At 63.6% G+C, this 21,655-nt stretch carries 26 protein-coding genes and 2 tRNA genes; 21 read left to right on the forward strand and 7 right to left on the reverse strand.

The window, feature by feature from the left end:
• Positions 1-516, reverse strand: a complete 516-nt coding sequence (locus ACP153_RS10040) for a YHS domain-containing (seleno)protein (RefSeq protein WP_424970856.1) — start codon at positions 514-516, stop codon at positions 1-3.
• Between the two features lie 238 nt (positions 517-754).
• Here ACP153_RS10040 and ACP153_RS10045 point away from each other — a divergent pair, with 238 nt between their 5' ends.
• Positions 755-1,672 carry an SGNH/GDSL hydrolase family protein gene (locus tag ACP153_RS10045; protein WP_424970857.1) on the forward strand — a complete coding sequence of 306 codons (918 nt, stop codon included), beginning with the start codon at positions 755-757 and terminating at the stop codon, positions 1,670-1,672.
• 59 nt (positions 1,673-1,731) lie between these two features.
• Positions 1,732-1,923 (forward strand): DUF6527 family protein, encoded by a 192-nt coding sequence (locus ACP153_RS10050; protein ID WP_424971448.1) that lies wholly within the window; start codon positions 1,732-1,734, stop codon positions 1,921-1,923.
• A gap of 854 nt (positions 1,924-2,777) precedes the next feature.
• Here the strand turns inward: ACP153_RS10050 and ACP153_RS10055 are convergent.
• A tRNA-Thr gene (locus ACP153_RS10055) sits at positions 2,778-2,852 on the reverse strand.
• A gap of 311 nt (positions 2,853-3,163) precedes the next feature.
• Between ACP153_RS10055 and murA the strand changes: the two genes are divergently transcribed.
• The 13 genes from murA to ACP153_RS10120 all read left to right on the forward strand — a co-directional run bounded on the left by murA (position 3,164) and on the right by ACP153_RS10120 (position 11,924).
• The gene (gene murA, locus ACP153_RS10060) at positions 3,164-4,432 is read left to right on the forward strand and encodes a UDP-N-acetylglucosamine 1-carboxyvinyltransferase (protein WP_424970858.1); all 1,269 of its coding nucleotides are present in this window, start codon (positions 3,164-3,166) and stop codon (positions 4,430-4,432) included.
• Positions 4,429-4,905: a DUF2948 family protein gene (locus ACP153_RS10065; RefSeq protein WP_424970859.1), complete on the forward strand. Its 477-nt coding sequence runs from the start codon at positions 4,429-4,431 to the stop codon at positions 4,903-4,905. Before murA ends, ACP153_RS10065 begins: the two co-directional genes overlap by 4 nt.
• A gap of 61 nt (positions 4,906-4,966) precedes the next feature.
• Complete coding sequence (gene hisD / locus ACP153_RS10070) at positions 4,967-6,283, forward strand: histidinol dehydrogenase (protein WP_424970860.1); 1,317 nt, start codon at positions 4,967-4,969, stop codon at positions 6,281-6,283.
• A complete protein-coding gene (locus tag ACP153_RS10075) occupies positions 6,280-7,173 on the forward strand; it encodes a GIY-YIG nuclease family protein (RefSeq protein WP_424970861.1) in 894 nt (297 codons plus the stop codon). Before hisD ends, ACP153_RS10075 begins: the two co-directional genes overlap by 4 nt.
• Entirely contained in the window at positions 7,170-7,649 is a 480-nt protein-coding gene (locus ACP153_RS10080) for a UPF0262 family protein (protein ID WP_424970862.1), read from the forward strand. The genes ACP153_RS10075 and ACP153_RS10080 overlap by 4 nt, the downstream gene beginning before the upstream one ends.
• 3 nt (positions 7,650-7,652) lie before the next feature.
• Entirely contained in the window at positions 7,653-8,108 is a 456-nt protein-coding gene (locus ACP153_RS10085) for a low molecular weight phosphatase family protein (protein WP_424970863.1), read from the forward strand.
• Positions 8,105-8,692: a GNAT family N-acetyltransferase gene (locus tag ACP153_RS10090; RefSeq protein ID WP_424970864.1), complete on the forward strand. Its 588-nt coding sequence runs from the start codon at positions 8,105-8,107 to the stop codon at positions 8,690-8,692. The genes ACP153_RS10085 and ACP153_RS10090 overlap by 4 nt, the downstream gene beginning before the upstream one ends.
• A gap of 34 nt (positions 8,693-8,726) precedes the next feature.
• Complete coding sequence (locus tag ACP153_RS10095) at positions 8,727-9,587, forward strand: nitrilase-related carbon-nitrogen hydrolase (protein WP_424970865.1); 861 nt, start codon at positions 8,727-8,729, stop codon at positions 9,585-9,587.
• A gap of 69 nt (positions 9,588-9,656) precedes the next feature.
• On the forward strand, positions 9,657-9,875 hold the full coding sequence (gene infA, locus ACP153_RS10100; RefSeq protein WP_007205486.1) for a translation initiation factor IF-1: 219 nt from the start codon (positions 9,657-9,659) through the stop codon (positions 9,873-9,875).
• Positions 9,876-9,877: 2 nt separating this feature from the next.
• Positions 9,878-10,495 (forward strand): Maf family protein, encoded by a 618-nt coding sequence (locus ACP153_RS10105; protein WP_424970866.1) that lies wholly within the window; start codon positions 9,878-9,880, stop codon positions 10,493-10,495.
• Complete coding sequence (locus tag ACP153_RS10110) at positions 10,492-11,535, forward strand: ribonuclease E/G (RefSeq protein ID WP_424970867.1); 1,044 nt, start codon at positions 10,492-10,494, stop codon at positions 11,533-11,535. The genes ACP153_RS10105 and ACP153_RS10110 overlap by 4 nt, the downstream gene beginning before the upstream one ends.
• Complete coding sequence (locus ACP153_RS10115; RefSeq protein ID WP_424970868.1) at positions 11,532-11,762, forward strand: DNA gyrase inhibitor YacG; 231 nt, start codon at positions 11,532-11,534, stop codon at positions 11,760-11,762. Before ACP153_RS10110 ends, ACP153_RS10115 begins: the two co-directional genes overlap by 4 nt.
• Positions 11,763-11,849: 87 nt before the next feature.
• A tRNA-Phe gene (locus ACP153_RS10120) sits at positions 11,850-11,924 on the forward strand.
• 91 nt (positions 11,925-12,015) lie between these two features.
• Here the strand turns inward: ACP153_RS10120 and ACP153_RS10125 are convergent.
• Together ACP153_RS10125 and ACP153_RS10130 are read right to left on the reverse strand one after the other, a co-directional pair.
• Positions 12,016-12,333, reverse strand: a complete 318-nt coding sequence (locus ACP153_RS10125) for a tyrosine-type recombinase/integrase (RefSeq protein WP_424970869.1) — start codon at positions 12,331-12,333, stop codon at positions 12,016-12,018.
• A 102-nt stretch (positions 12,334-12,435) separates the two neighbouring features.
• The gene (locus ACP153_RS10130; protein WP_424970870.1) at positions 12,436-13,287 is read right to left on the reverse strand and encodes a MurR/RpiR family transcriptional regulator; all 852 of its coding nucleotides are present in this window, start codon (positions 13,285-13,287) and stop codon (positions 12,436-12,438) included.
• 250 nt (positions 13,288-13,537) lie between these two features.
• Between ACP153_RS10130 and ACP153_RS10135 the strand changes: the two genes are divergently transcribed.
• Genes ACP153_RS10135 through ACP153_RS10150 form a run of 4 tightly spaced genes read left to right on the forward strand, consistent with a single transcriptional unit; the run spans position 13,538 to position 17,368 of the window.
• A complete protein-coding gene (locus ACP153_RS10135; protein WP_424970871.1) occupies positions 13,538-14,500 on the forward strand; it encodes a Bug family tripartite tricarboxylate transporter substrate binding protein in 963 nt (320 codons plus the stop codon).
• Between the two features lie 3 nt (positions 14,501-14,503).
• The gene (locus ACP153_RS10140; RefSeq protein WP_424970872.1) at positions 14,504-15,436 is read left to right on the forward strand and encodes a BMP family ABC transporter substrate-binding protein; all 933 of its coding nucleotides are present in this window, start codon (positions 14,504-14,506) and stop codon (positions 15,434-15,436) included.
• Positions 15,418-15,864: a tripartite tricarboxylate transporter TctB family protein gene (locus ACP153_RS10145; protein ID WP_424970873.1), complete on the forward strand. Its 447-nt coding sequence runs from the start codon at positions 15,418-15,420 to the stop codon at positions 15,862-15,864. Before ACP153_RS10140 ends, ACP153_RS10145 begins: the two co-directional genes overlap by 19 nt.
• Position 15,865: 1 nt before the next feature.
• Positions 15,866-17,368: a tripartite tricarboxylate transporter permease gene (locus tag ACP153_RS10150; RefSeq protein WP_424970874.1), complete on the forward strand. Its 1,503-nt coding sequence runs from the start codon at positions 15,866-15,868 to the stop codon at positions 17,366-17,368.
• Between the two features lie 82 nt (positions 17,369-17,450).
• Here the strand turns inward: ACP153_RS10150 and ACP153_RS10155 are convergent, their stop codons facing one another.
• Positions 17,451-18,359, reverse strand: a complete 909-nt coding sequence (locus tag ACP153_RS10155; RefSeq protein WP_424970875.1) for a LysR family transcriptional regulator — start codon at positions 18,357-18,359, stop codon at positions 17,451-17,453.
• A gap of 83 nt (positions 18,360-18,442) precedes the next feature.
• Between ACP153_RS10155 and ACP153_RS10160 the strand changes: the two genes are divergently transcribed.
• Positions 18,443-18,928: a hypothetical protein gene (locus ACP153_RS10160; protein ID WP_424970876.1), complete on the forward strand. Its 486-nt coding sequence runs from the start codon at positions 18,443-18,445 to the stop codon at positions 18,926-18,928.
• Positions 18,929-18,936: 8 nt separating this feature from the next.
• Positions 18,937-19,509, forward strand: a complete 573-nt coding sequence (locus ACP153_RS10165) for a hemerythrin domain-containing protein (protein ID WP_424970877.1) — start codon at positions 18,937-18,939, stop codon at positions 19,507-19,509.
• Between the two features lie 89 nt (positions 19,510-19,598).
• Here ACP153_RS10165 and ACP153_RS10170 read toward each other — a convergent pair whose 3' ends face one another.
• Together ACP153_RS10170 and ACP153_RS10175 are read right to left on the reverse strand one after the other, a co-directional pair.
• Complete coding sequence (locus ACP153_RS10170; RefSeq protein WP_424970878.1) at positions 19,599-20,042, reverse strand: GAF domain-containing protein; 444 nt, start codon at positions 20,040-20,042, stop codon at positions 19,599-19,601.
• The gene (locus ACP153_RS10175; RefSeq protein WP_424970879.1) at positions 20,039-21,631 is read right to left on the reverse strand and encodes an ABC transporter substrate-binding protein; all 1,593 of its coding nucleotides are present in this window, start codon (positions 21,629-21,631) and stop codon (positions 20,039-20,041) included. Before ACP153_RS10175 ends, ACP153_RS10170 begins: the two co-directional genes overlap by 4 nt.
• Positions 21,632-21,655: the final 24 nt, after the last annotated feature.

The following is a 21,655-nucleotide window of genomic DNA, read 5'->3' on the forward strand; positions in this document are numbered from 1 at the left end:
TTACTTCAGAGGTGCAGCAGACGAAAAGCTCGGAATTGCGCGCGTGGAGGCCTCTTTGGGCTCAAGGCCGCTCCAATTGCCGTCGGCCAGGCTGATGTTCTGCGGGATATCCTCTTCCCAAAACCCCACCACGTTCTTGGTGATGTTCAGATAGAGCTTGCCGTCCACGATGCGCCAAAGGTTGGGGTTCGCAGGAACCTTGCCGCCTTTGGAGACACCATAGGCACAGTGGCCGTCAAACTGCGGCGCGTATTTTGCGGGCTCCTCAAGGAACAGATCGCGGTTGGCTTCGGTCGAAAAGGCAAAGGTCGCGCCGTTATACTCCGCCGTGATGTTCTGGTTCCCGGGGACCGCTTCTAGCTGGGCTGTGCCCACGGGCGACTGTTCAAGACCGAAATAGGCCACGACATCATAGCCGGACACCGCAAAGCCGGTCCCGTCGATATACTGGTCGCCGGCGAAGGCGAATGTGGCGGATGCGGCGATCGCCGCGACAGAGGCAAAGAGAGTTTTCATCGGGGGCTCCTGGGTTGGCAAGGTGATGGTGGCGGGACGTTACACAGAACATTCCGAGCGCGATATGCCCCCTCTCCAATGCGTGATCCGCCGTGTTCGAGAGTGTGGAAATTGAAATCTTTCACGCAGCTGCCGCGGTCTTTCGACGATCACGAACCGCGCACCAAAAGGTTATTTGTTGGTGTGAAGAGCGCCATGCTAGCGGTATGGGCCTCCCGTCACTGGGACACCGAGGGACATGAAAACACTCAAAAGATCATTGGTGGCAGCCCTAGCAGGGATCGCTTTGGCGCAAGGGATTGCACCGGCAGCCGCGGACAATTTCGACTCGCCCGAGATCCTGGTTCTCGGTGACAGCCAGTTGCCCTTTGGATCTGGCCCCGCCTTTGTCGAGTTTTTCTCGGACCTCGCAGCCTCGTGCAACGCAACGGCGACACAAGCTCTGGAATTGAAGAAACTCGGCGAGAGCCGGGTGGCGGCGATCGGTGTGCGTTCCACCTCTTTGCCAACATGGCTCACACGCAGCCGCAAAGGGAAATCGGCGCTGTGTGACGTCGATCCGAAATGGAACGTGAATGCAGGGGCCTTCGGTGTCATCAACACCTCCGAAAACAAATACGTCCAAATCGGGCGTGGGGAAGCCTATCAGTTTTGCGAGCCGAACCAATCCGCCTTTGAGACAATGTTTCGGGCGGATTACTACACGCCGAAACTGACCCTGATGACGTTTCTGGGCAATTCCACCACCCGTTGGGCCAATAGCGTGGATGCGGCGATTGAAGATGTGGATCGGCTGAACGCGCAACTGCCAGACGGCATGGGATGCATCTTCATGACCACGCAACCGGCCTACAAATCCAAGATCGTCGAACGCAGGAAACGGGCCCAAGACCACCTCGAATTCGCGTTTGAAGTGACGGGCAGCCAATGCAGTTTTGTCCCGGGGGCCACTGAGGCGACAATTGCCTCCCACCAGGGCAACGCATCCTTCTTTCGTCGCCGCGCCAACGGAACGGTCAAGGATCCGTTCCACCCCAACTTGAAGGCAGCCATGGCGTTCTTCGACCTCGAGCGCGACGCAATCTGCTCGGCCGTTTTGGAGCAGACAACACGTATTCCAGCGATGGAAGAAATGACGGCGCAGATACTTCCGTAGTCTGTGCGCGTCGCAACCGGAGGCACTTTTGTGCGTCCCGCGACCGGTCTTATGCCCTGATTGCATACGCGAGGACTGCCCATCGCCGCGGATCCGGATGCCAATGCGGTGAGAAGGTCGTGCTTCCGCTCCATCCAACAGCTTGGAGGCTGCGGTTCAACGGAAACACCATCACAAGATGGCCGTCCTTGGGGTACCGGGACTTCCCATGCCGATCTCACGATTTGATGGCGGACTACCGCGTCGAATAGGCGGGCGACTGGACTGACGAACAGATCGCAGCAGCTCGAGGGCGGGATGCGCGCCGGAAATCCTCTTGGCATAAGCAGGCGCTGCCATCGCAGTCGGACCACACACCGCGCTCCGTCCCGCAGGGTGATTGGACGCTGCACCTATATAAACGAACGAAGATTTTGTTCCGAACAATAGTTGATCCAACATTGGAAAGGACAAGCAAAAGAACGCCCGCTCACCAACAACAACGAAGACCTCCAGCAATGCCTAGAAGAACGCGATCTGAAGATCGGCAAACGCGCCGCATCTGCGGCAAGCAAGACGCTCGGGAGCCGTACCGCTAGCAAAGCCGCGAATTGGGGGCGAGGTCTGCTCTGACACTGGTGCGAAGCAAGAAGGCAGCAAGTAAGAAGGCGGCCAGCGCGGCTTCAATAACACTCAGGAATCCACAGGCCATTAAAACAGCCAAGACAGCGGCGGGGTCCGCCTTGACGAGACGCCCGGGCGCTAGAGACAGAGTGACCTTTGAACGAAAGCACTTTAGCCACCCTAATTGCCCCGGAAATCGGCTAAGCCTCTATGATCTGGGTGACAAAGGTCTGCATTCGCGGCCCGTTCAGATTCCCGGCGCATCGCAGAGAATTCACGCTCTCCGCCATTGTTGCTTTTCGCTACCGTCGCGAAGCGCATACAACGATCATCTGATTTAGCAGCATCGATGGCCAGTGTTTCAGCATGTAGGCAGTCGCGACCGGCGCGGTAGACGTTCATGATTTAATGGATCACTGGAAGCTTGCGATGGGCTCAAATTGAGGTGCGAGCAAATGCAATCACCTGGAATGCTGACATCATGATGTAACATCGCCTTAAATGGTGCTGCTGGAGAGAATTGAACTCTCGACCTCTCCCTTACCAAGGGAGTGCTCTACCTCTGAGCTACAGCAGCAGCCTGCGAAGTGACCTTCGCGATGGGCGGCTGATTACGCCCAAACGCAGAGCGGCGCAAGCGCAATCTGGACCCTTTTTTCCGGCTGCGATAAGACGTCCTGCATGGGGCGAAAAAACTCTGGACATAGCTCGGGCGACAAGCCAACCGAAAAGGATGCGCGTGCGGCGCGTCTCAAGGATGCGTTGAAGGCAAACATGCAGCGACGCAAGGCACAGGCGCGCGCACGAAAGGCAACAGACCCAGCGGCAGACACCCCGCCGACCGACACCACCGGCCGGACCTGAGGACGGGCAGAAGGACAGGCAAAGATGGACCAGATTGTTATTCGGGGCGGTGCGCCCTTGCAGGGCGCGATCCCGATCGCGGGGGCGAAGAATGCCTGCCTGACCCTGATGCCGGCGACGCTCCTGAGCGATGAGCCGCTGACCCTGACCAATGCGCCGCGGCTGAGCGATATCGCGACCATGACGGCGCTGCTCAGTTCGCTCGGGGCCGAGGTCAGCAGCCTGCAGGAGGGCAAGGTCCTTGCCCTGTCAAGCCATGACATCAACAACCACACGGCGGAATACGACATCGTCCGCAAGATGCGGGCCTCGATCCTCGTGCTCGGGCCCATGCTGGCGCGGGATGGGCATGCGGTGGTCTCGCTGCCCGGCGGCTGCGCCATTGGCGCGCGCCCGGTGGATCTGCATCTCAAGGGGCTGGAGGCGCTCGGGGCCGAGCTCGAACTGCGCGAGGGCTATGTGCACGCCAAGGCCCCCGGCGGGCTGAAGGGCGCGGTCTTCGAGTTTCCCTTTGTCTCCGTCGGCGCGACTGAAAACATCCTGATGGCGGCAACCCTCGCCAAGGGGACAACGGTGCTCAAGAACGCCGCGCGCGAGCCGGAAATCGTCGACCTCGCCGCTTGCCTGAGCAAGATGGGGGCGCGGATCGAGGGCGCTGGGACCTCCACCATCACCGTGGAAGGCGTGGACCGCCTCCATGGAGCGACCCATCCGGTGGTCACCGACCGGATCGAGCTTGGCACCTATATGCTGGCTCCGGCCATCACCGGCGGGGAAGTGGAGCTTCTGGGGGGGCGCATGGATCTCGTGGCCTCCTTTGCAGAAAAGCTCGACGCCGCTGGCATCAGCGTGACCGAGACCGAGGCCGGCCTGAAGGTCGCGCGCGCCAATGGTCGGGTCCGCGCAGTGGATGTGGTGACAGAGCCCTTCCCGGGCTTTCCCACGGATCTGCAGGCGCAGATGATGGCGCTGCTCTGCACGGCAGAGGGCGTCTCCGTGCTCGAGGAAAAGATCTTCGAGAACCGCTTCATGCATGCGCCGGAACTCATGCGCATGGGGGCTCAGATCGACGTCCATGGCGGCACCGCAACGGTGACCGGGGTGGAGCGCCTAAAGGGTGCGCCGGTCATGGCGACGGATCTGCGGGCCAGTGTCTCGCTGATCCTTGCGGCGCTCGCGGCCGAAGGGGAAACCGTGGTCAGCCGGGTCTACCATCTGGATCGCGGCTATGAACGGGTCGAGGAAAAGCTGAGCGCCTGCGGGGCGAGCATCGAGCGGGTGAAAGAGCAATGAGCCAAGACGCGACATTCGAAGACGGTGGCGAACGCCCCCTGCGCCTGAAGGCAGAGGACGAGAAGGATCTGGAGGTCATTTCAGCACTGATCCAGGATGGGGTTTTCCCGGCCAGCGAGATCACCTGGCGCAAATCCGAGCGGCGCTTTGCCCTGCTGATCAACCGCTTCCGTTGGGAGGATCGCGCCCGGGCCGAGGCCCGTGGTCGCCCGGTGGAGCGGGTGCAATCCATGCTGGTCATCGATGACGCGCTGACCGTGCGCAGCGCGGGCGTGATGCGCGGGGATGCGGATACGATCCTGTCGGTCCTGTCGCTCTCCTTTGCGGCGGGCGAAGACGGCGCGGGCACGCTCGAGCTGACGCTCGCGGGGGATGGGGCGATTGCCCTGTCGGTGGAATGCGTGAACGTCACCTTGCAGGATGTGACGCGCCCCTATCTCGCGCCCTCGCGGAAATCCCCCTCCCACCCGTAACGCGCGCGCTTGAGGTGACCGGCGGCGGCGGCTATGTCTGCGCCCCATAAAGGAGAGCCCCATGCCGATGTTCCTGTCCAGCACCGACGCGCAGTTCGAAACGCAAGTTGCGCAGCTTCTGTCGATGAAGCGCGAGGATGCAGTGGATGTGGATGACACGGTCGCCGCGATCATCGCGGATGTCCGGGCCCGGGGCGATGCGGCGGTGCTGGAGCTGACAGCGAAATTCGACCGCCTTGAGCTGACGCCCGAGACGCTGGCCTTCTCGCCCGCCGAGATCGACGCCGAGATCGCCAAGGTCCCCGCCGATGAGCGCGCAGCGCTTGAGCTCGCCGCCGAGCGCATCCGCGCCTACCACGCGCGCCAAATGCCCGAGGATGCCCGCTGGACCGAGCCGACCGGGGCGGAGCTCGGCTGGCGCTGGACGCCGGTTTCGGCCGCGGGGCTCTATGTGCCAGGGGGGCTCGCTTCCTACCCGTCCTCGGTCCTGATGAACGCAATCCCTGCCCAGGTGGCCGGGGTCGAGCGGCTGGTGATCTGCGCCCCGACACCGGACGGCGTAGTGAACCCGCTCGTGCTGCTGGCCGCGCGGCTGTCGGGGGTCGAGACCGTGTACCGGATCGGCGGCGCACAGGCGATTGCCGCGCTCGCCTACGGGACCGAGACCATCGCCCCCGTGGACAAGATCACCGGGCCCGGCAATGCCTATGTGGCCGCCGCCAAGCGCCGGGTCTTTGGCCGCGTGGGGATCGACATGATCGCCGGACCGTCGGAAATCCTTGTGATCGCCGATCGGGACAATGACCCGGATTGGATCGCCGTGGACCTTCTGAGCCAGGCCGAACATGACGAGAGCGCGCAATCCATCCTGATCACCGATGATGCGGAGTTCGGGCGCGCAGTGGCTGCAGCTGTCGAGGCGCGGCTCGAAACCCTGGAACGCCGCGCAATCGCAGGACCCAGCTGGCGCGATTTCGGGGCGGTCGTCACCGTGCGCGACCTTGATGAGGCCGCCACCCTCTCGAACCGCGTGGCCCCCGAACATCTCGAGCTTTGCGTCGCCGACCCCGACGCGCTGTCCGAGAAGATCACCCATGCAGGTGCGATCTTCCTCGGCGCATGGACGCCCGAGGCCATCGGCGACTATATCGGCGGCCCGAACCACGTGCTGCCCACGGCGCGCTCGGCGCGGTTCTCGTCGGGCCTGTCAGTCATGGACTTCGTCAAGCGCACGACACTCGCCAAGATGACCCCCGAGGCCCTCGCCGAAATCGGCCCTGCTGCCGAGCGACTGGCGATCTCCGAAAGCCTCGAGGCCCACGGCCTCAGCGTCCGCGCCCGCCTCGACCGTCTGAACCGCGGGGAGGCCGCAGAATGAGCCGGGGACGCTCGCTAGAGCTCTTTTTTGCAGATGGCACTCCAGACGGCATCCTGACTGCGGAAGTCTTTGGATGGACCGGACACATATTGAAAGCGCCGCGGCTGCGGCTGAAGGATGCCCTGCAACGCGCAGAAGCTGCGTTCACCGGGGTGTACTTGCTGCTTGGTGCAGAGGATGGGGTCCCCTCCATCTATATTGGAGAAGCCGAGAGCGTCGCGCGGAGGATCAGGGACCATGATGCACAGAAGGACTGGTGGCAAGACGCTGTCTTCATTACCGCAAGCGCGAATTCTCTGAACAAGGCGCATGTGAAATATCTAGAGGCGCGGCTAATACAGAAAGCCTCCGATGCAAACACAATGCATCTCACCAACGCCACGCGCCCGGAGGGCAGCTCGATCAACGAGGCCGCACAGGCAAATATGGAGACCTTTCTGGATACACTCGATCTGGTACTTCCCGCGATCGGAGTAGAGGCTTTCCGATCAGGGAAGCGTCTCTCCGACCACCGTCCACAGCCCAAAGAAACCACCATCCCACTCTTTGAGCTCGAAACGCCAAAGAACGCGATCCATGGTCTTGCGCGGCTCGAAGGATCGGACTTTCTTGTGCTTGAGGGCAGTGTTGCTCGCCAGAGTTGGGCTGGAAAAGGCGTGCATGATTACGGCTACAAACTGCTCCATGAGAAACTCGTGCAGGAGGGGGTCCTTGAGGTCACCGATACCCACGCTGTGTTCGCAAGGCCCTATGCCTTCAATAGCCCGTCGGCCGCGGCTGCAGTCATGAACGGGCGTCCGGCCAACGGTCGGATCGAATGGCGGCTCAAGGGCAGCGGACTTTCTTTCGCGGACTGGGAACAAGCGCAACTCGCGGAGGCCTCCCTATGAGCTACCTGATCGACATCGCCATTGACGACAGCGCCCTGCCCCCGCCCACGCCGGAGATCGAACAGGAGCGCAAGGTCGCGATCTTTGACCTCTTGGAGGACAACGCTTTCAAGCTGCCCCCGCGTGAGGATCGCGATGTGCCCCCCGGGCCGTTCCGTCTGCTTCTGGCGATCCGCGACCGGCGGCTGGTCTTTGACCTCTCCGACGCCGAGGCGCAGCAGGTGGCGGAGTTCCACCTCTCGCTCGGGCCGTTCCGGCAGGTGGTGAAGGACTACTTCCAGATCTGCGAGAGCTATTTCGACGCGGTCAAACGCCTCCCCCCCAGCCAGATCGAGGCCATCGACATGGCCCGGCGCGGGATCCACAACGAGGGTGCCCGATTGCTGGAGGAACGGCTCGAAGGCAAGGCGGAGGTGGATATCGACACCGCACGACGCCTCTTCACCCTGATTTGCGTGCTGCATTTCGGCGGCTAGGCTATGCCCTTCCCCTCCTCCGTCCTGTTTTGCTGCGATCACAATGCGATCCGATCCCCCATGGCGGAGGGGATGATGAAGAAGTTCTACGGCCAGCGCGCCTATATCCAGTCGGCCGGGGTCAAGAACGACCTCGACATCGACGGCTTCGCGGTGGCCGTGTGCAACGAGATTGGCGTAACGCTGGAGGCCCATCGCACGCGGTCTTTCGAGGACATGCACAATTGGGGCGATGACCTCTCCTCCTTCGATCTGATCGTCGCGCTCTCGCCCGCGAGCCAGCGTCAGGCGCTGGAGCTGACGCGGCTCTTCCATCTGGATGTGGAATACTGGCCGATCATGGACCCGGCAGGCATGGCCGAAACCCGCGAGGCGAAGTTGCGCAGCTATCGCCAGACCCGGGATCAGATCCGGGACCGCATGCTCGACCGGTTCGGGCCACCGGGGCACGTGGCGTGAGCCTGCGCTTTCGCACCCTGCGTGGCGCCGAAGTCGCCGACGCGATCCCGGCGCTGGCCGAGCTGAGGATCGACGTGTTTCGCGACTGGCCCTATCTCTATGACGGGGATGAGGCCTATGAGGCGCGCTATCTGGAGAGCTATCGCGATTGCTCACGCTCGGTTGTGGTACTGGCCGAAAACTCGGACGGCGAAATCGTCGGGGCCGCCACGGGCATGCCCGCCCGAGACCATGCGGATGTGGCCGGAGCCTATGCCTCGCTCTCCAGGCCAGGGATGGAGATCTTTTACTGCGCGGAATCGGTCCTGCGCCCGGAGTATCGCGGGCTCGGCGCCGGGCATCGGTTCTTCGAGGCGCGCGAGGCCCATGCCCGCGATCTCGGCGCGACCCATGCGAGCTTCTGCGCGGTCACGCGGCCTGCAGACCATCCCGCGCGCCCGGACGGGGCCCGGGACCTCCATCCGTTCTGGCGCAAGCGCGGCTACGCCCCTGTGCCGGGCGCCGTGCTGGAGATGAGCTGGCGCGATCTCGGCGCAACAGAGGAGAGCGCAAAGCCGCTGCAGATCTGGATGCGGGCCCTGTGAGCCGGTGCGGCGCGATAGTGGGTGGGGTCTGAACATGCAGATCGCTGCTGCCGCCTATCCGGTCGAAGCCCTGCCCGATTGGGACGCCTTGCACCGCAAGCTCACCACCTGGGTGGCTGAGGCGGATGCAGAGCTCGCGGTTTTTCCCGAATATGCCGGGCTGGATGCGGCTTTGATCGGCGCGACAACCCCGCTCAGCGCAGCGGAGGAGACCGCACGCGCGATAGAGGCCGCTCCACGCTACTGGCAAATGCTGGCGGAGATCGCGCAGGCGCAGCGCACGACCCTGCTCGGTGGCTCCCTCCCTGCCCGCAACGCGACCGGCGCGCTCGTGAACCGGGCAGCGCTGATCACCCGAACCGGGGAGATCGCCTTTATCGACAAGCGGCAGCTCACACCCTGGGAACAGGCAGAGACCCCGCTCTCCCCCGGAAGGGACCTGCCGGTCTTCGATCCGCCGGGCCTGCCCCGGCTCGGCGTCCTGATCTGCTATGACGGGGAGTTTCCGTTGCAGGCCCGCGCCATCCGACAGGCTGGCGCCGGGCTCCTGCTGATGCCTTCGGCTACGGAGGGTCCGGCCGGAGCGACCCGCGTCCGCCTCGCCGCCCGTACCCGCGCGCTGGAAAGCGGCGGCCATGTGGTGCTCGCCCAGACCGTGGGGGATTGCGCGGTCTCCGCCTATCTCGACCGCTCTCGTGGACGGGCCGGGATCTATGCCGCGCCAGATGGACACGCGCCGAGCGATGGTATCCTCGCAGAGACCGCTGCCGACCGCCCGGGATGGGCGCGCGCGACGCTCAAACCCCGCCCCAAGGGCGACGTTGACATCACAGCTGCGTGGGACACGCAGCACATTCTGGCACAGCTCACGCCCTTTGCGCAGAAACACGCTTGAAAACTTCGGGATTTGGGCGCATATGCTGGCGCGCCCGTCGATGAGCGGGCAGTTTTAGTTGGAGACACCATGGCCAAGGAAGAATTGCTCGAATTTCCCGGCGTCGTGAAGGAACTCCTGCCGAACGCGACATTCCGGGTCGAGCTTGAGAACGGCCATGAGATTATCGCACATACGGCAGGCAAGATGCGCAAGAACCGCATCCGCGTTCTGGCCGGCGACAAGGTGCAGGTCGAGATGACCCCCTATGATCTGACCAAGGGTCGGATCAACTACCGCTTCAAGTAACGGTGCCGCCCCGGCCCCGCCTGATCCTGGGATCGGGTTCGCCCCGGCGGTTGGAGCTGCTGGCCCAGATTGGGCTGGTGCCCGATGCCGTACGCGCCGCTGATATCGACGAGACGCCGCGGGCGGGCGAACGCCCCCTGCCCTATGTGCGCCGGATGGCGGTCGAGAAGTCCCAAGCGCTGGAGATTGCGCCGGATGAGGTGCTGCTCACCGCCGACACCACCGTCAGCGTCGGGCTGCGGATCCTCGGCAAGCCCGAGGACCGGGCAGAGGCCGAGGCCTTTCTCACCCTGATGTCCGGGAGGCGCCACGCGGTGATTACAGCGATTGCCGTGCGCCATGGCGACCGTCTCGTGACGCGCGAGGTCAAGACGACGCTCCGCATGCGCCATCTGAGCGCGTCGGACATCGCCGCCTATCTCGACAGCAATGATTGGATGGGCAAGGCCGGTGGCTACGGCATCCAAGGGGCCGCCGCGGCGTTTATCCCCTGGATCAGCGGTTCCTACACCGCGGTCGTGGGGCTTCCACTGGCTGAAACCGCGGCCCTTCTGACCCATGCCGGCATCACCGCACCTGCCCCCTCCGGACAGGAGCAGAGCCAAGGGAGCCGCCCATGAAAGGCTGCGTGATTGTTCTGGATCACCTGAACGACCGGCGGGCGGCAGCGCGCATGGTGGATGGGGTGCTCGATGACTTCATTCTGGATCCCGGCGACACGGACCCGCCCCTGCCCGGCGCGATCTTCCGCGCCATTGTCGACCGTCCCGTCAAGGGACAGGGCGGCGCCTTCGTCAAGCTCGGAGGGGTTCAAGGGTTCCTGCGCGGCGGCGCGGGACGACGGCCCGGACAATCTCTCTTGGTGCAGGTCTCCGGCGTCGCAGAGCCCGGCAAGGCAATCCCGGTCACGGATCGCGTGCTCTTCAAGAGCCGCTACGTCATCGTCAGCCCCGGCGCGCCAGGGCTGAACATCGCACGTTCAATTCGCGACGAGGAAACCCGCGCGCGTCTGCGCATTCTCGCCGAGGATCTGGCCCCGGAGGCCAAGACGGGCATGATTCTCCGATCCGCAGCGGCCGATGCGTCGGATGAGGATCTGTCCGAGGACATCTCGGAGACCCTCGCCTTGGCAGATGCGATCAGCGCGGAAAGCAAGGGCGAGGCGGCGGATCTGCTGCTCGACGCCCCGGACGCCCATCACCTGGCTTGGCGCGATTGGGGCGATCCAACCCCCGCCGAGATCGTGACTCGCCCCGGCGGGTTCGAGGATCTGGGCGTGTTGGACGCGCTCGCAGACTTGGCCGAGCCCGATGCGCCGCTGCCCGGCGGCGGCAGCCTTGTTGTGGAGCCGACCCGCGCCCTGATCGCCGTGGACGTGAACACCGGAGCGGACACCTCCCCCGCTGCGGGGATGAAGGCGAACATCGCCGCCGCGCGGGCCCTGCCCCGACAGCTGCGCCTCCGTGGGCTCGGTGGGCAGATCACTGTGGATTTTGCGCCCATGCCCAAGAAGGACCGCAAAGCGCTAGAGCAAGCGCTGCGCACGGCCTTCCGTCAGGACGCGACCGAGACATCGCTGGTGGGATGGACCCCTCTTGGACACTACGAGTTGCAGCGCAAACGCGACCGCATCCCCCTGCGCCGGAGAGACCTGCCATGAGTTGCCCGATCTGCCAGAAGGATGCTGCCGAACGCTATCGGCCCTTCTGCTCGAAACGCTGCGCGGATGTGGATCTGGGGCGCTGGATGACCGGCGGATATGCTATCGCGTCGGAGCGGGACGAGAATACCGAAGAGGCCGAGCAAGCCATGGCAAGGCTTGGAGAAACCCCGTCCGGCACGCCGATGGACCCGGCCTTCGAGGGTGCGAAAAAAACGCGACATTGAAGCTGCTTTTTTTGCGTCAGACCCTATGGACACTCCCGGTCCTCACGTCTAGAACGCTCCCACCCTGAGACGGCCCAGCCGTCCCGTGCCCGGGTAGCTCAGGGGTAGAGCAGTGGATTGAAAATCCTCGTGTCGGTGGTTCGATTCCGCCCCCGGGCACCATCATATTACAAAAATCCTTTGTTTTTATGTCGTTGAGGGCGTGAAAAGTCCCACTAAGGCTAACTTGCGTGCAAAGTAGGACTTTTTCGTTCTACTGCCGTTCCTCAGTCGAGTGATCGGACAGACGAGTGAGTGCGCTTTCGGCTCGTTTCTTCTGACGCGCGCTTCGAGTATAGCGAGTAATCTCCTTCGAAGTGCGATGGCCCGTAATCGCCATAATCTCCTGCTCAGTACATCCCTCCTCGGCTAGTCGGGCAGCAGCAGCTTTTCTGAGACCATGCAGTGAACGATTACCTATGCCTGCTTCTAGGCAGCATTTCTTGAATCGATTTCCTACACTTTTGGCGGTGTAAGGCTGTCCTCTCTCACTTACGAGGAAGGTTATGCGAAGACGGGTGTCAATTCCCAAACCGCCCTTGTGCGCACCTTGCTAAGCGTCGGGTGACGACGATGCACTCAAAACACCTGCGACTGCCCCGCGCGCCGCAATAAGCGCGCTGACCGTCTGCGCCTAAACCTCGCCCAGATCCTGATTGAGCTCGTCGATGCGCCGCAGCCGCGTGCGGGCATCGAGACCGGCGCGCAAGGTCGCGCGGGTGACGATCTGATGGCACAGGGAGGTGACGGAGGCGTGGTTGAACTGCGGGCTCGAGGTCTCGATCCGGCAGCGGAAATGCCATGCCATGCGATGGTCCGTGTCACTGCCATCATCGCTGATCAAAGCGGTCCGAATGCCGAGCCGGTTCAGTTGCCGAAGTGCTGCATCGGTCTTCGCCATCTTCTGACGCAGGGCGATCCAGATCACGAGATCATCGGGCTGCATGGCCGCGAAATGCTCGCCCAGGCTTTCCCCGCCTTGGGGGATCAACGCAGCCTCGGGGACGACCTTGATCAGTTGCCAATAGACGTAAGACGCAAAGCTGTGGCTGATCCGGTACCCGGCCACCCAGACCTTGCGTGACGTCACGATAGCCTCGGCGAGGGCATCCAGTTTCGCCATGTCGATACGCTCAAAGGTGCGCGAGACGTTGTCGAGCTCTTCCTGAAGGCTGATGGCGAGTTGCTCTTCCGGGGGAACGCTTTCCGAGTGGGCCAGGAACCGCCGGGACCCGCTTTGCCGCTCCTCTCGCGCAGCGCGTCGGGCACTCTCGTAGTTTTCGAACCCCAATCGCCTGACAAAGCGGGACACGGTCGATTTGGACACCCCGCTGAGCCGCGCCAATTCCTGCGCGTCATAGGAGGCAAGATCGCCGGGAAAGTCCAAAAGGAAGGTTCCGAGCGTGCGTTCTGCGCGGTGAAGCTCGGGCAGAGCGGCCTTGACCCTGCTGAGAAACGACCCGTCGTTGTGAAACTCTGGTTTCATAGCAGGAGACTGCGCCGACGCGCGGTTTCGTGCAAGCGGGATGTCTGCGGGTCACCCTGTGCAGCCACGGGATTTGAATCGATTCCTGCGCTTTCCTGAGCAAAATCCGATCATATGGTTGCGGAATCCGTCCAAAATTTAAGCCAGCAGACTCTGTGGTGCAGAGAATCTATGAAATCTTGGTTTCTTTATTTGCGTCAAATACCCTCAAATGGCACCGTGATTTCACAAACAGTCATGGAGACCACTGATGAAACGTAGAACGCTTCTCGCTGTGACCGCTGCGTCGATTGCCTCCCTCGCCAGCCCTGGCTTTGCGCAGACGGATTGGCCCGAACGACCCGTGCGCATCCTTGTGTCCTTCCCGCCTGGCGGGTCGAGCGACCTGGTGGCGCGTCTCCTGTCCGAAAAGCTGTCGGCCTCGCTGGGTCAGCAATTTGTGGTCGAGAACAAGCCCGGCGCGGCGGGCACGGTCGCCGCGACTGCTCTGCAGGAGGCGGCACCGGATGGTTATACCTTCATGCTGTCGAACCTCACGCCTTTCAACGTGGCGCCGATCCGCTTCCCCGATACGCCCTATGACCCCATCGCCGACTTTGACCACATCACCTATATCGGGACGGTAAACCTCGCGCTCTTCGTCTCACCGGAGCTGGAAATCACCAGTCTGGATGCGATGATCGAAGCCGCGCAGGCAGAGCCCGAGAAATACGAATATGGCAGTTCCGGTGTGGGCTCATGGGGGCATGTCATTGCGGAGCATTTCCAGAATGTCTCCGAGACCGCGCTGTTCCACGTACCCTATAAAGGGTCGGGCCCCATGCGACTGGATTTCCGCGGCGGTGTCGTCCCGGCGATCTTCGACGCGGTGCCGCAAAACCTGCCGTCCGTCGAAGAGGGAACGGCCATTCCCCTCGCCGTCAGCGCGACGGAGCGGTTGTCGTCTCTGCCCGATGTGCCGACATTCCGTGAGTTGGGCTATGATGTGGTGGCCGAGAACTGGCTCGGGGTGAGCGCACCTGCCGGGGTTCCGGACGAGGTGAAAGCGAAGCTTGATGCAGCCCTGGCCGAGGCTCTCTCCTCCGAGGAGGTTCTGGCGCAATTCGACACCTGGGGTCTGGTACGCAGCCCGAAGACCAGCGCGGAATTCTCGGACTATGTCGAAGCCCAATTGGCGCAATGGACGCCGCTTGTGACCTCGGCGCTCGAGTAAGCCATGAAGATCGCGGTCTTCTTCGTCGGTGAAATCCATGATGCCGGCTTCAATGCGAGTGCTTTGGCCGGGGCGCAGGCGGCCGCTGCGGACGGGCTGGCCGAGATCACCATCGTATCCGGGGCCAGCTATGACCAAACGGACATCCGACAACGGATGACCGCCATTCTGCCCGAGCAGGACGGGTTGGTCTTTATCGGGGGACAAGGGGACATCGCGACGCCGGACATGGCCGCGGCCTTTCCGGAGAAGCGTTTCGCGTTGGTGCAGGGCAGTCAGACGGGACCGAACCTCGCCTCCTACGATGTGCGACAGGAGGACTCGGCCTTTCTGGCGGGCTGCCTCGCGGCGCGCCTCACCAAGACCGGCACGGTCGCGCATCTCTCGGGGCATCGCGTGCCGCCAGGCCTCAAGGGTCGCGCGGCTTTTGCCGCCGGTGTGGCCCATGCGGATCCCTCGGTGCGCGTGTTGACGGGGTTTTGCGGCACTCAGGACGATAGCGCCGTGACCTATCGCTGGGCATCTGCGCAGATCGAGCAAGGCGCGGATATCCTCTTCACCATGCTGAACGGTGCCCGCGCGGGCGCGGTGCGCGCCTGCCGGGAACGCGGCATGCTACAGATTGGCAATGCACTGGACTGGGTGGAGCGTGATCCGGAGGTCTTCATCGCCTCCGCCATCGCTCGGATCGATACCGGCGTTCGCCGCGCGATCGAGGATATGGTGGCGGGCGAAGTGCCGGGTCACATTGTCGAATTCGGATTGGCGCAGGGGGAGTTCGTGGCTCTCTCCCTCGGGGCAGACATTCCCGCCCCCCTTGCCTCCGAAATCGACGCTTTTGCGGACGGGATCCGCAGGGGTCGGATCCTTTTGCCCCGAGCCTATGATGGCGCGGAGTTCACCCTGGATGAGATGCCATGCGACGCACCACAATGATCATTCTGACCGGACCGCTCATCATGCTGGTGGCGGGTCTGGGCTTTGCCATTGGTGCGGTCGTCACGCTCGACCTCGGCTCGTTTCGGCGGATGGGGCCCGGGGCCTTCCCCCTCCTCGTGGGGGGCATCCTTGCGCTGCTCGCGCTGATTGGCGTCTTCCAGAGCCTGCGCGCGCCCCTGGACACGGAAAAGGCCGATCCCATCGCCGTTCTGGGCGTCTTCGCAGGCGTTTCGGCATTCGCCTTTCTAACACCGCTATTGGGGGTTCTGCCCGCCACGGCCGTCGCGGTCTTCGCCACCGGATCGGCCATCCCGAACTTCCGCTGGCCGCTGCGGCTGGCGCTCGCTGGCGCTGTCGCCCTCGGGGTCTGGCTGATCTTCGTCCAAGGGCTCGGCATGCCCTTTGTCCCCATCCGGTGGCCGTGAGATGGAACTTCTGTCAAACCTCGCCCTCGGATTGGAAACCGCGGCTACACCGGCCAACCTGCTCTACTGCTTTGTCGGCGTTTTTCTCGGCACCTTTATCGGCGTCCTGCCCGGTGTCGGGCCCTTGGCCGCCGTCGCCATGCTGCTGCCCGTGTCATTCTATCTGGAACCTGCCACGGCGCTGGTCATGCTGGCGGGCGTCTATTACGGGGCGGAATATGGCGGCTCCATCGCCTCCATTGTGCTGAACATCCCGGGCACGCCCTCCTCTTCGGTCACCTGCATCGACGGCTACCCGATGGCGCGCAAAGGCCGTGCGGGGCTCGCTCTGTTCGCGACATCGGTGGCTTCCTTCTTCGGAGCGATCATCGGCGTCCTTGTCATCGTCCTGCTCGCGCCGAAGCTGGCGGAGTTCGCGCTCCTGTTCCAACCGGCCGAGTATTTCTCTGTCATGGTGCTCGGTCTGGTCGCCGCCTCGATCGTCAGTTCAACCGGCGCGGTGCGCGGTCTCATGATGGTCTGCCTCGGCATCCTTCTGGGAACGATCGGCGTTGATGTGAATTCCGGCGAGACGCGTTTCACCGGTGGGATCCCGGAGCTGCGCGATGGGATCTCGCTCGTCGTGGTGGCCATGGGACTCTTCGGCGTGTCGGAGGTCATGGTCTCCCTGCGCGGCGCCACACAAAGCTATGCGGGCGCGAAGCTGTCCTGGCGCGGGTTCTTCCCGACGCGGTCCGAGTGGAGACGCAGCCTCGCCCCGGCCCTGCGCGGCTCGGCCACCGGGTCCTTTTTCGGCACGCTTCCAGGGACCGGACAAACCGTGGCGAGCTTCGTGGGCTACGCACTGGAAAAGCGGATCAGCAAGAACAAGGCGGAGTTCGGCAAAGGCGCCATCGAGGGCGTGGTCGTGCCCGAGGCTGCCAACAATGCCGCGGCCCAGACAGCCTTCATTCCGACCCTGACGCTCGGAATCCCGGGCTCCACCACCATGGCCTTGATGATCGGGGCCCTGATGATCCACGGCATCACGCCGGGCCCGCGCCTGATATCGGAACACCCGGACCTGTTCTGGGGGCTGATCGTCAGCTTTCTGTTCGGCAACCTCTTCCTGCTGATCCTGAACATCCCCCTGATCGGGCTCTGGGTGCGGCTCCTCCGCGTGCCGCACTACTACCTCTATCCGACCGTCATCATGATGATCTGCGTCGGGGTCTACGGCATCTCCAACTCGCTGACGGATGTCTGGGCGACACTTGCCTTCGGTGTCCTCGGCTACGTGCTGCGCCTCTTCCGGTTCGAGCCCGCGCCCCTCCTGATCGGCTTCGTGCTGGGCCCGATGATGGAGGAGTTCTTCCGCCGCGCCATGCTCCTGTCCCGCGGAGATCCGATGATCTTTGTCGAACGCCCGGGCAGCGCAGCGCTTCTGGCCGTCGCCGCCTTGCTGCTCGTCTTCTCCGCCGTCTCGCCGAAACGGGTCTTTCGATCGGTGTTTCCGAAAGAATAGCGCCTCGGGCAGACCAACCGGGAGCCCGGACACTGTGGGATTCGTGGGTTCCGCGGGGCAAGAGTTGAGCGGTGCGCGGACCCTAGTCTTCCGGCTGCCCCAAGAAGTCCCCGGTGATCCGCGCCGTCGCATACTCGTAGAACGCATTGACCCGCGCGCTGCGCCGGACATCGGGATGGGCCAGCAGCCAGAGCTGCCAGTTCGCGCTGTCATCCAGGTCATGCACGCGGATCAGGTCGGGCGCGGTCTCGCCAAGATAGCTGGGCATCGCGGCCAGCCCGAACCCGGACACAACCAGATCAAACACGCTCATCATCGTGTTCAACACGGTGGCCTTCGCCTCCGCATGCTTGCATCGTAAGGTGAGCTTGCTCATGGGCGACTGGTTCAGGTCATCCCCGAGCATGACCCAGCGCAGCTCCTCCGGGGGCAGATCTTGGGCCGCCGCCCAATAGTTCCGGTGGGCATAAGTGGCAAAGGAAAGAGGCGCGAGCGGCCGCCCGATCCAGTGCTCCGGCGGTGTGCTGGTGGGGCGCAAAGCGATATCCGCATCGCGCTGCATCAGGTCGAGCGCGCGCACATCCGACAGAAGCCGCAGCTCCACATCCGGGTGGTCCGTCTGAAACCCCGCGAGCACCGGCGCGAGACAATGGAGGAGGGAATCCGTCGTCGTCACGGTCAGAACCCCCTCCAGCCGCAGATCCTGCTCCCCGAGCTCGCGCTCGATCTGATCCATACCCTCGCAGAGCACAGTGGCTCGCGCATAGAACCGCTCCCCGGCAGGGGTCATGACATAGCCGCGCGCGAGACGCTCGAAGAGGCGCACGCCCAGCCGACGCTCCACCGCTTCGACCCGGCGAAACACCGTGGAGTGGTTGACCCCCATGATGCGCGCGGCCCCCGCAAGGCTGCCCGCCTCGCAAACCGACAGGAGATAGGGCATGTCGGCCCATTCGAGGTTCTGATCTGCCCGCGATCTCTGTGCTTTCATGCAATACTTCCTTGCAGAGAACCGCATTTTCTTTGCAAGAATACGATCCCATCTTGGTCTCAGGCAACCGAAAGGAGATCGAGATGGCCAAGCTGAGCCTGCCGCCGCGCCGCGGCCCCGCCCCGGAGACAACGCGGCAACTCCCCCATTCGCAGGTGACCCAGCATGGGCCGGACGACATCGTCCGGAAACTGCATGACTGGTGCTTCGCCCTGCCCCGCGTGGCCAATGACCCAAGCGGCATCTCCGTGCCCGGCGCGCGCGCTCTGGTGCTGCATGAGGGCACGGACTGCAACCATGACGCCTTCATGGTGGGGCGGGAGTTTGCACATATTCATCCGCATCCCGATAGCGGCTCCATGCATGTGAAACTTGCGGCGGAGGACGCCAAGACCGTGGTCGAGGCCGGATGGGGGGAGGATCACTATCTGGTGACCCAAGGCCACTATCCGCCGGGGCTGATCATGGTGTTCTCGCCCCGCGATGTGGCAGAGCTCGAGACCGTGACGCGGATCGTGGCCCAATCCTATGCCTACGCCACCGGCACCCCTGCCCCGGCCGCGGTCTGAGCCCAGCCATGGCCTATGACCAACCGGCGCTGGATCTGCGCAGGCGCCAGGGCGTGTCCCCGGATCTGATCCCGGGGATGCGGCCAGCCCAGCGCGCAGCGTGGAACGAGACGCCGCACTTCCTCGGATGGCCCGCGCAGTTTCAGCGGGTGCACGCCACGATGACCGAGGCCAGCACCCGGCTGGTCAGGGGCTTGGAGGCGCTGCTTGATGAACCGGAAAGCAGCGCGCAAGACCTGCTTGGCCTGACCGGCATGCACCATCTGGGCGTGGAGCTTGTGGCGCGCGTCTCCCATCATCACGCCTATGAGGACAGCACCGTCCTGCCGCGCATCCTCGCGCAATGCCCGGACCTGTCCGAGGGCGTGGCGCTCCTGGAGAACGACCATGAGGTCCTGGACGCGAGCCTTCAGAGAGCGCGCCAATCCTTCGAGGCGCTGGATCCAACGGAGAGCCGGAAAACCGCGATCGATCAGGCCCTGCAGGAGGCCAGAACGCTGCGCCGCATCCTCTTTCGTCACACCTATGATGAGGAGGATCTGCTGATCCCGGCCGTGCTTGCGCGTGCCCTGCATCTGTAGCGCCAAACGGGGTTCTGCACCGGCGGGTCACTCTGCGAACGGCACCGAGCATGTGGGCACACCACCCGCCGCGCCCATGGGCAACCGGATCACAGTTGGACGCGGCGCAGCGCGTTCACCAGATCCACGGACTGGGCAGAGAGGATCCCCTGGATCTCTGTGACCCGCGCGGGTGTGAAGGCATGTTCCGCGTCGAGGATGTTCACCGTCCCGATCACCTCGCCCTCCAGCACCGGGACGTTCAGGGCCGATTGGCAGCCAAGGCTCTCGATCAGTGCATGGTCGGGGAAGTAAATCGCAAACTCGGCCACCGTATTGGCCACGAATGTCTCGCCCCGCTCCACCACCATCCCTGTCCAGGCACCCTGGGCCATGGGTTTGGTGCCCGAGACCGGGTAGGCCTCGGGATCGGAGCTATAGGCGCGCCGGGCGAGCCCTGCGGCCCGGTCCAGCACGGTCACTGTGAAAAGGCGCCCGCCGATGACCTTGTGCAGATCGGCAAAGACCGCATCGGCGGAGCGCGGCGCGGTCATTCCTTCTCGACGAGACGGTAGAACACGTAATCCGAGGTCGCGCCGTTCACGAAGCCCTGCACGTTGTCGCGCATGGCCACCTGTTTGATCGCCTGAAACATGATGACGAAAGGCGCTTCGGCCTGGGTCGCTTTCTGCAGGTCCATGTACATGTCGAGCCGGGTGTCGGCATCCTGCTCGGCCAGCGCGGCCATGGTCTTCTTGTTCATCTCTTCGGGCGGCATCCACGCGTTCCGCCACGTGGTGGTGGAGGCGTATTTGTCGTCCGAATTGTCGGCGTTATAGGCAAAGGCCTTGGCGTTCGAATGGGGGTCCATGAAGTCCGGGCCCCAATAGAGCATCATCGCCTCATGGGTCCGCGCCCGGTACTTGGTGATGACCTGCGCGCCGGTGCCCGGGATGATCTCCAGATTGATGCCACCCTCGGCGAAGGAGGCCTGCAAGGCCTGCGCCATCTCCACGAAGGTCGGGGCCGAGATCACATCCATGGTCACATTGATCGGCGTCTCGACACCCGCATCGGCGAGGATCTGACGCGCCTTGGCCGGATCAAAACCGAAAGGCGTATCCGTCAGCGCGCCGGGGAAGCCATCGGGCCAGAAGGCTTGATGCACCTTCATCTGCCCCTTGAGCATGCCCTCGGCCATGCCCTCGTAGTCCACAAGATAGCGCGCCGCTTCCCAGACCGCGGGATCGGTCAGGCTCTCGGTCTTCTGGTTGAAGGACACCCAATGGACGGCGGCCTGGGGATAGGTCTCCACCCGGACGCCCTCGGCCCCGTCGAGGCCAGCGATCTGACCCGGATCGAGGTTCTTGGCGAGGTCGATATCCCCTGCCTCAAGCTGCAACCTCTGGGTCGCGCCCTCGGGGTTGTGCTGGATGACCACGCGCTCCATGGCCGGACCGCCCTGGTAGTAATCCGGGTTCGCGGTGAGCGAGAGGATATCCGCAGGACGGTAGGTCCCGAGGCTGAAGGGCCCCGTCCCCGCCGAGTTCTTGTTCATCCAGGCATGGCCCAGATCGCCATCGACCTCATTGGCCATGACGGTTTCCATATCCACGATGGAGGCTGGCCGCGCCGCAAGCACGTTCAGTACGAAGGACGGGGCAAACTCGCCCTCATAGCGCACGGTGACGGTGTTGCCGTCAGCGGTGACCATCTCTTCGATGTTCTCAGGCGTCCAGCCGAGCTGCTTGAGGATGAAGGCCGGGGCCTTGTCGAGGGTCACGACCCGCTTCCAGGAGCCGACCACATCCGCGCCGCGCAGGGGATTGCCGCTGTGGAAGGTCACGCCGTCGCGCAGGGTGAAGGTGACGGTCTTGCTGTCCCCGTCAATCTCCCATTCCGTGGCGAGGGCCGGGGCGAGCACCGTGGTGTCCATGGCGTCATAGCGCACCAGCGTGTCATAGGTGTTGGCCACATACTCGCCCGAGCTGAACTCATAGGCGGAGGCCGGATCGATGGTCACGATGTCATCGATATTCTGAGCCACCACCAGGATGTTGTCCGGCGTCGCTGCCCAGAGCGGCCCGGCCGCCAGGGCCGCCACTGCGACGCTGGCAAGTAAGGTCTTGGTCGAATGGTACATGTTTTCCCCCTTGTTGGCTCGCGC

Source organism: Dinoroseobacter sp. S76 (genome assembly GCF_049801095.1).
GTDB lineage: Bacteria > Pseudomonadota > Alphaproteobacteria > Rhodobacterales > Rhodobacteraceae > Dinoroseobacter.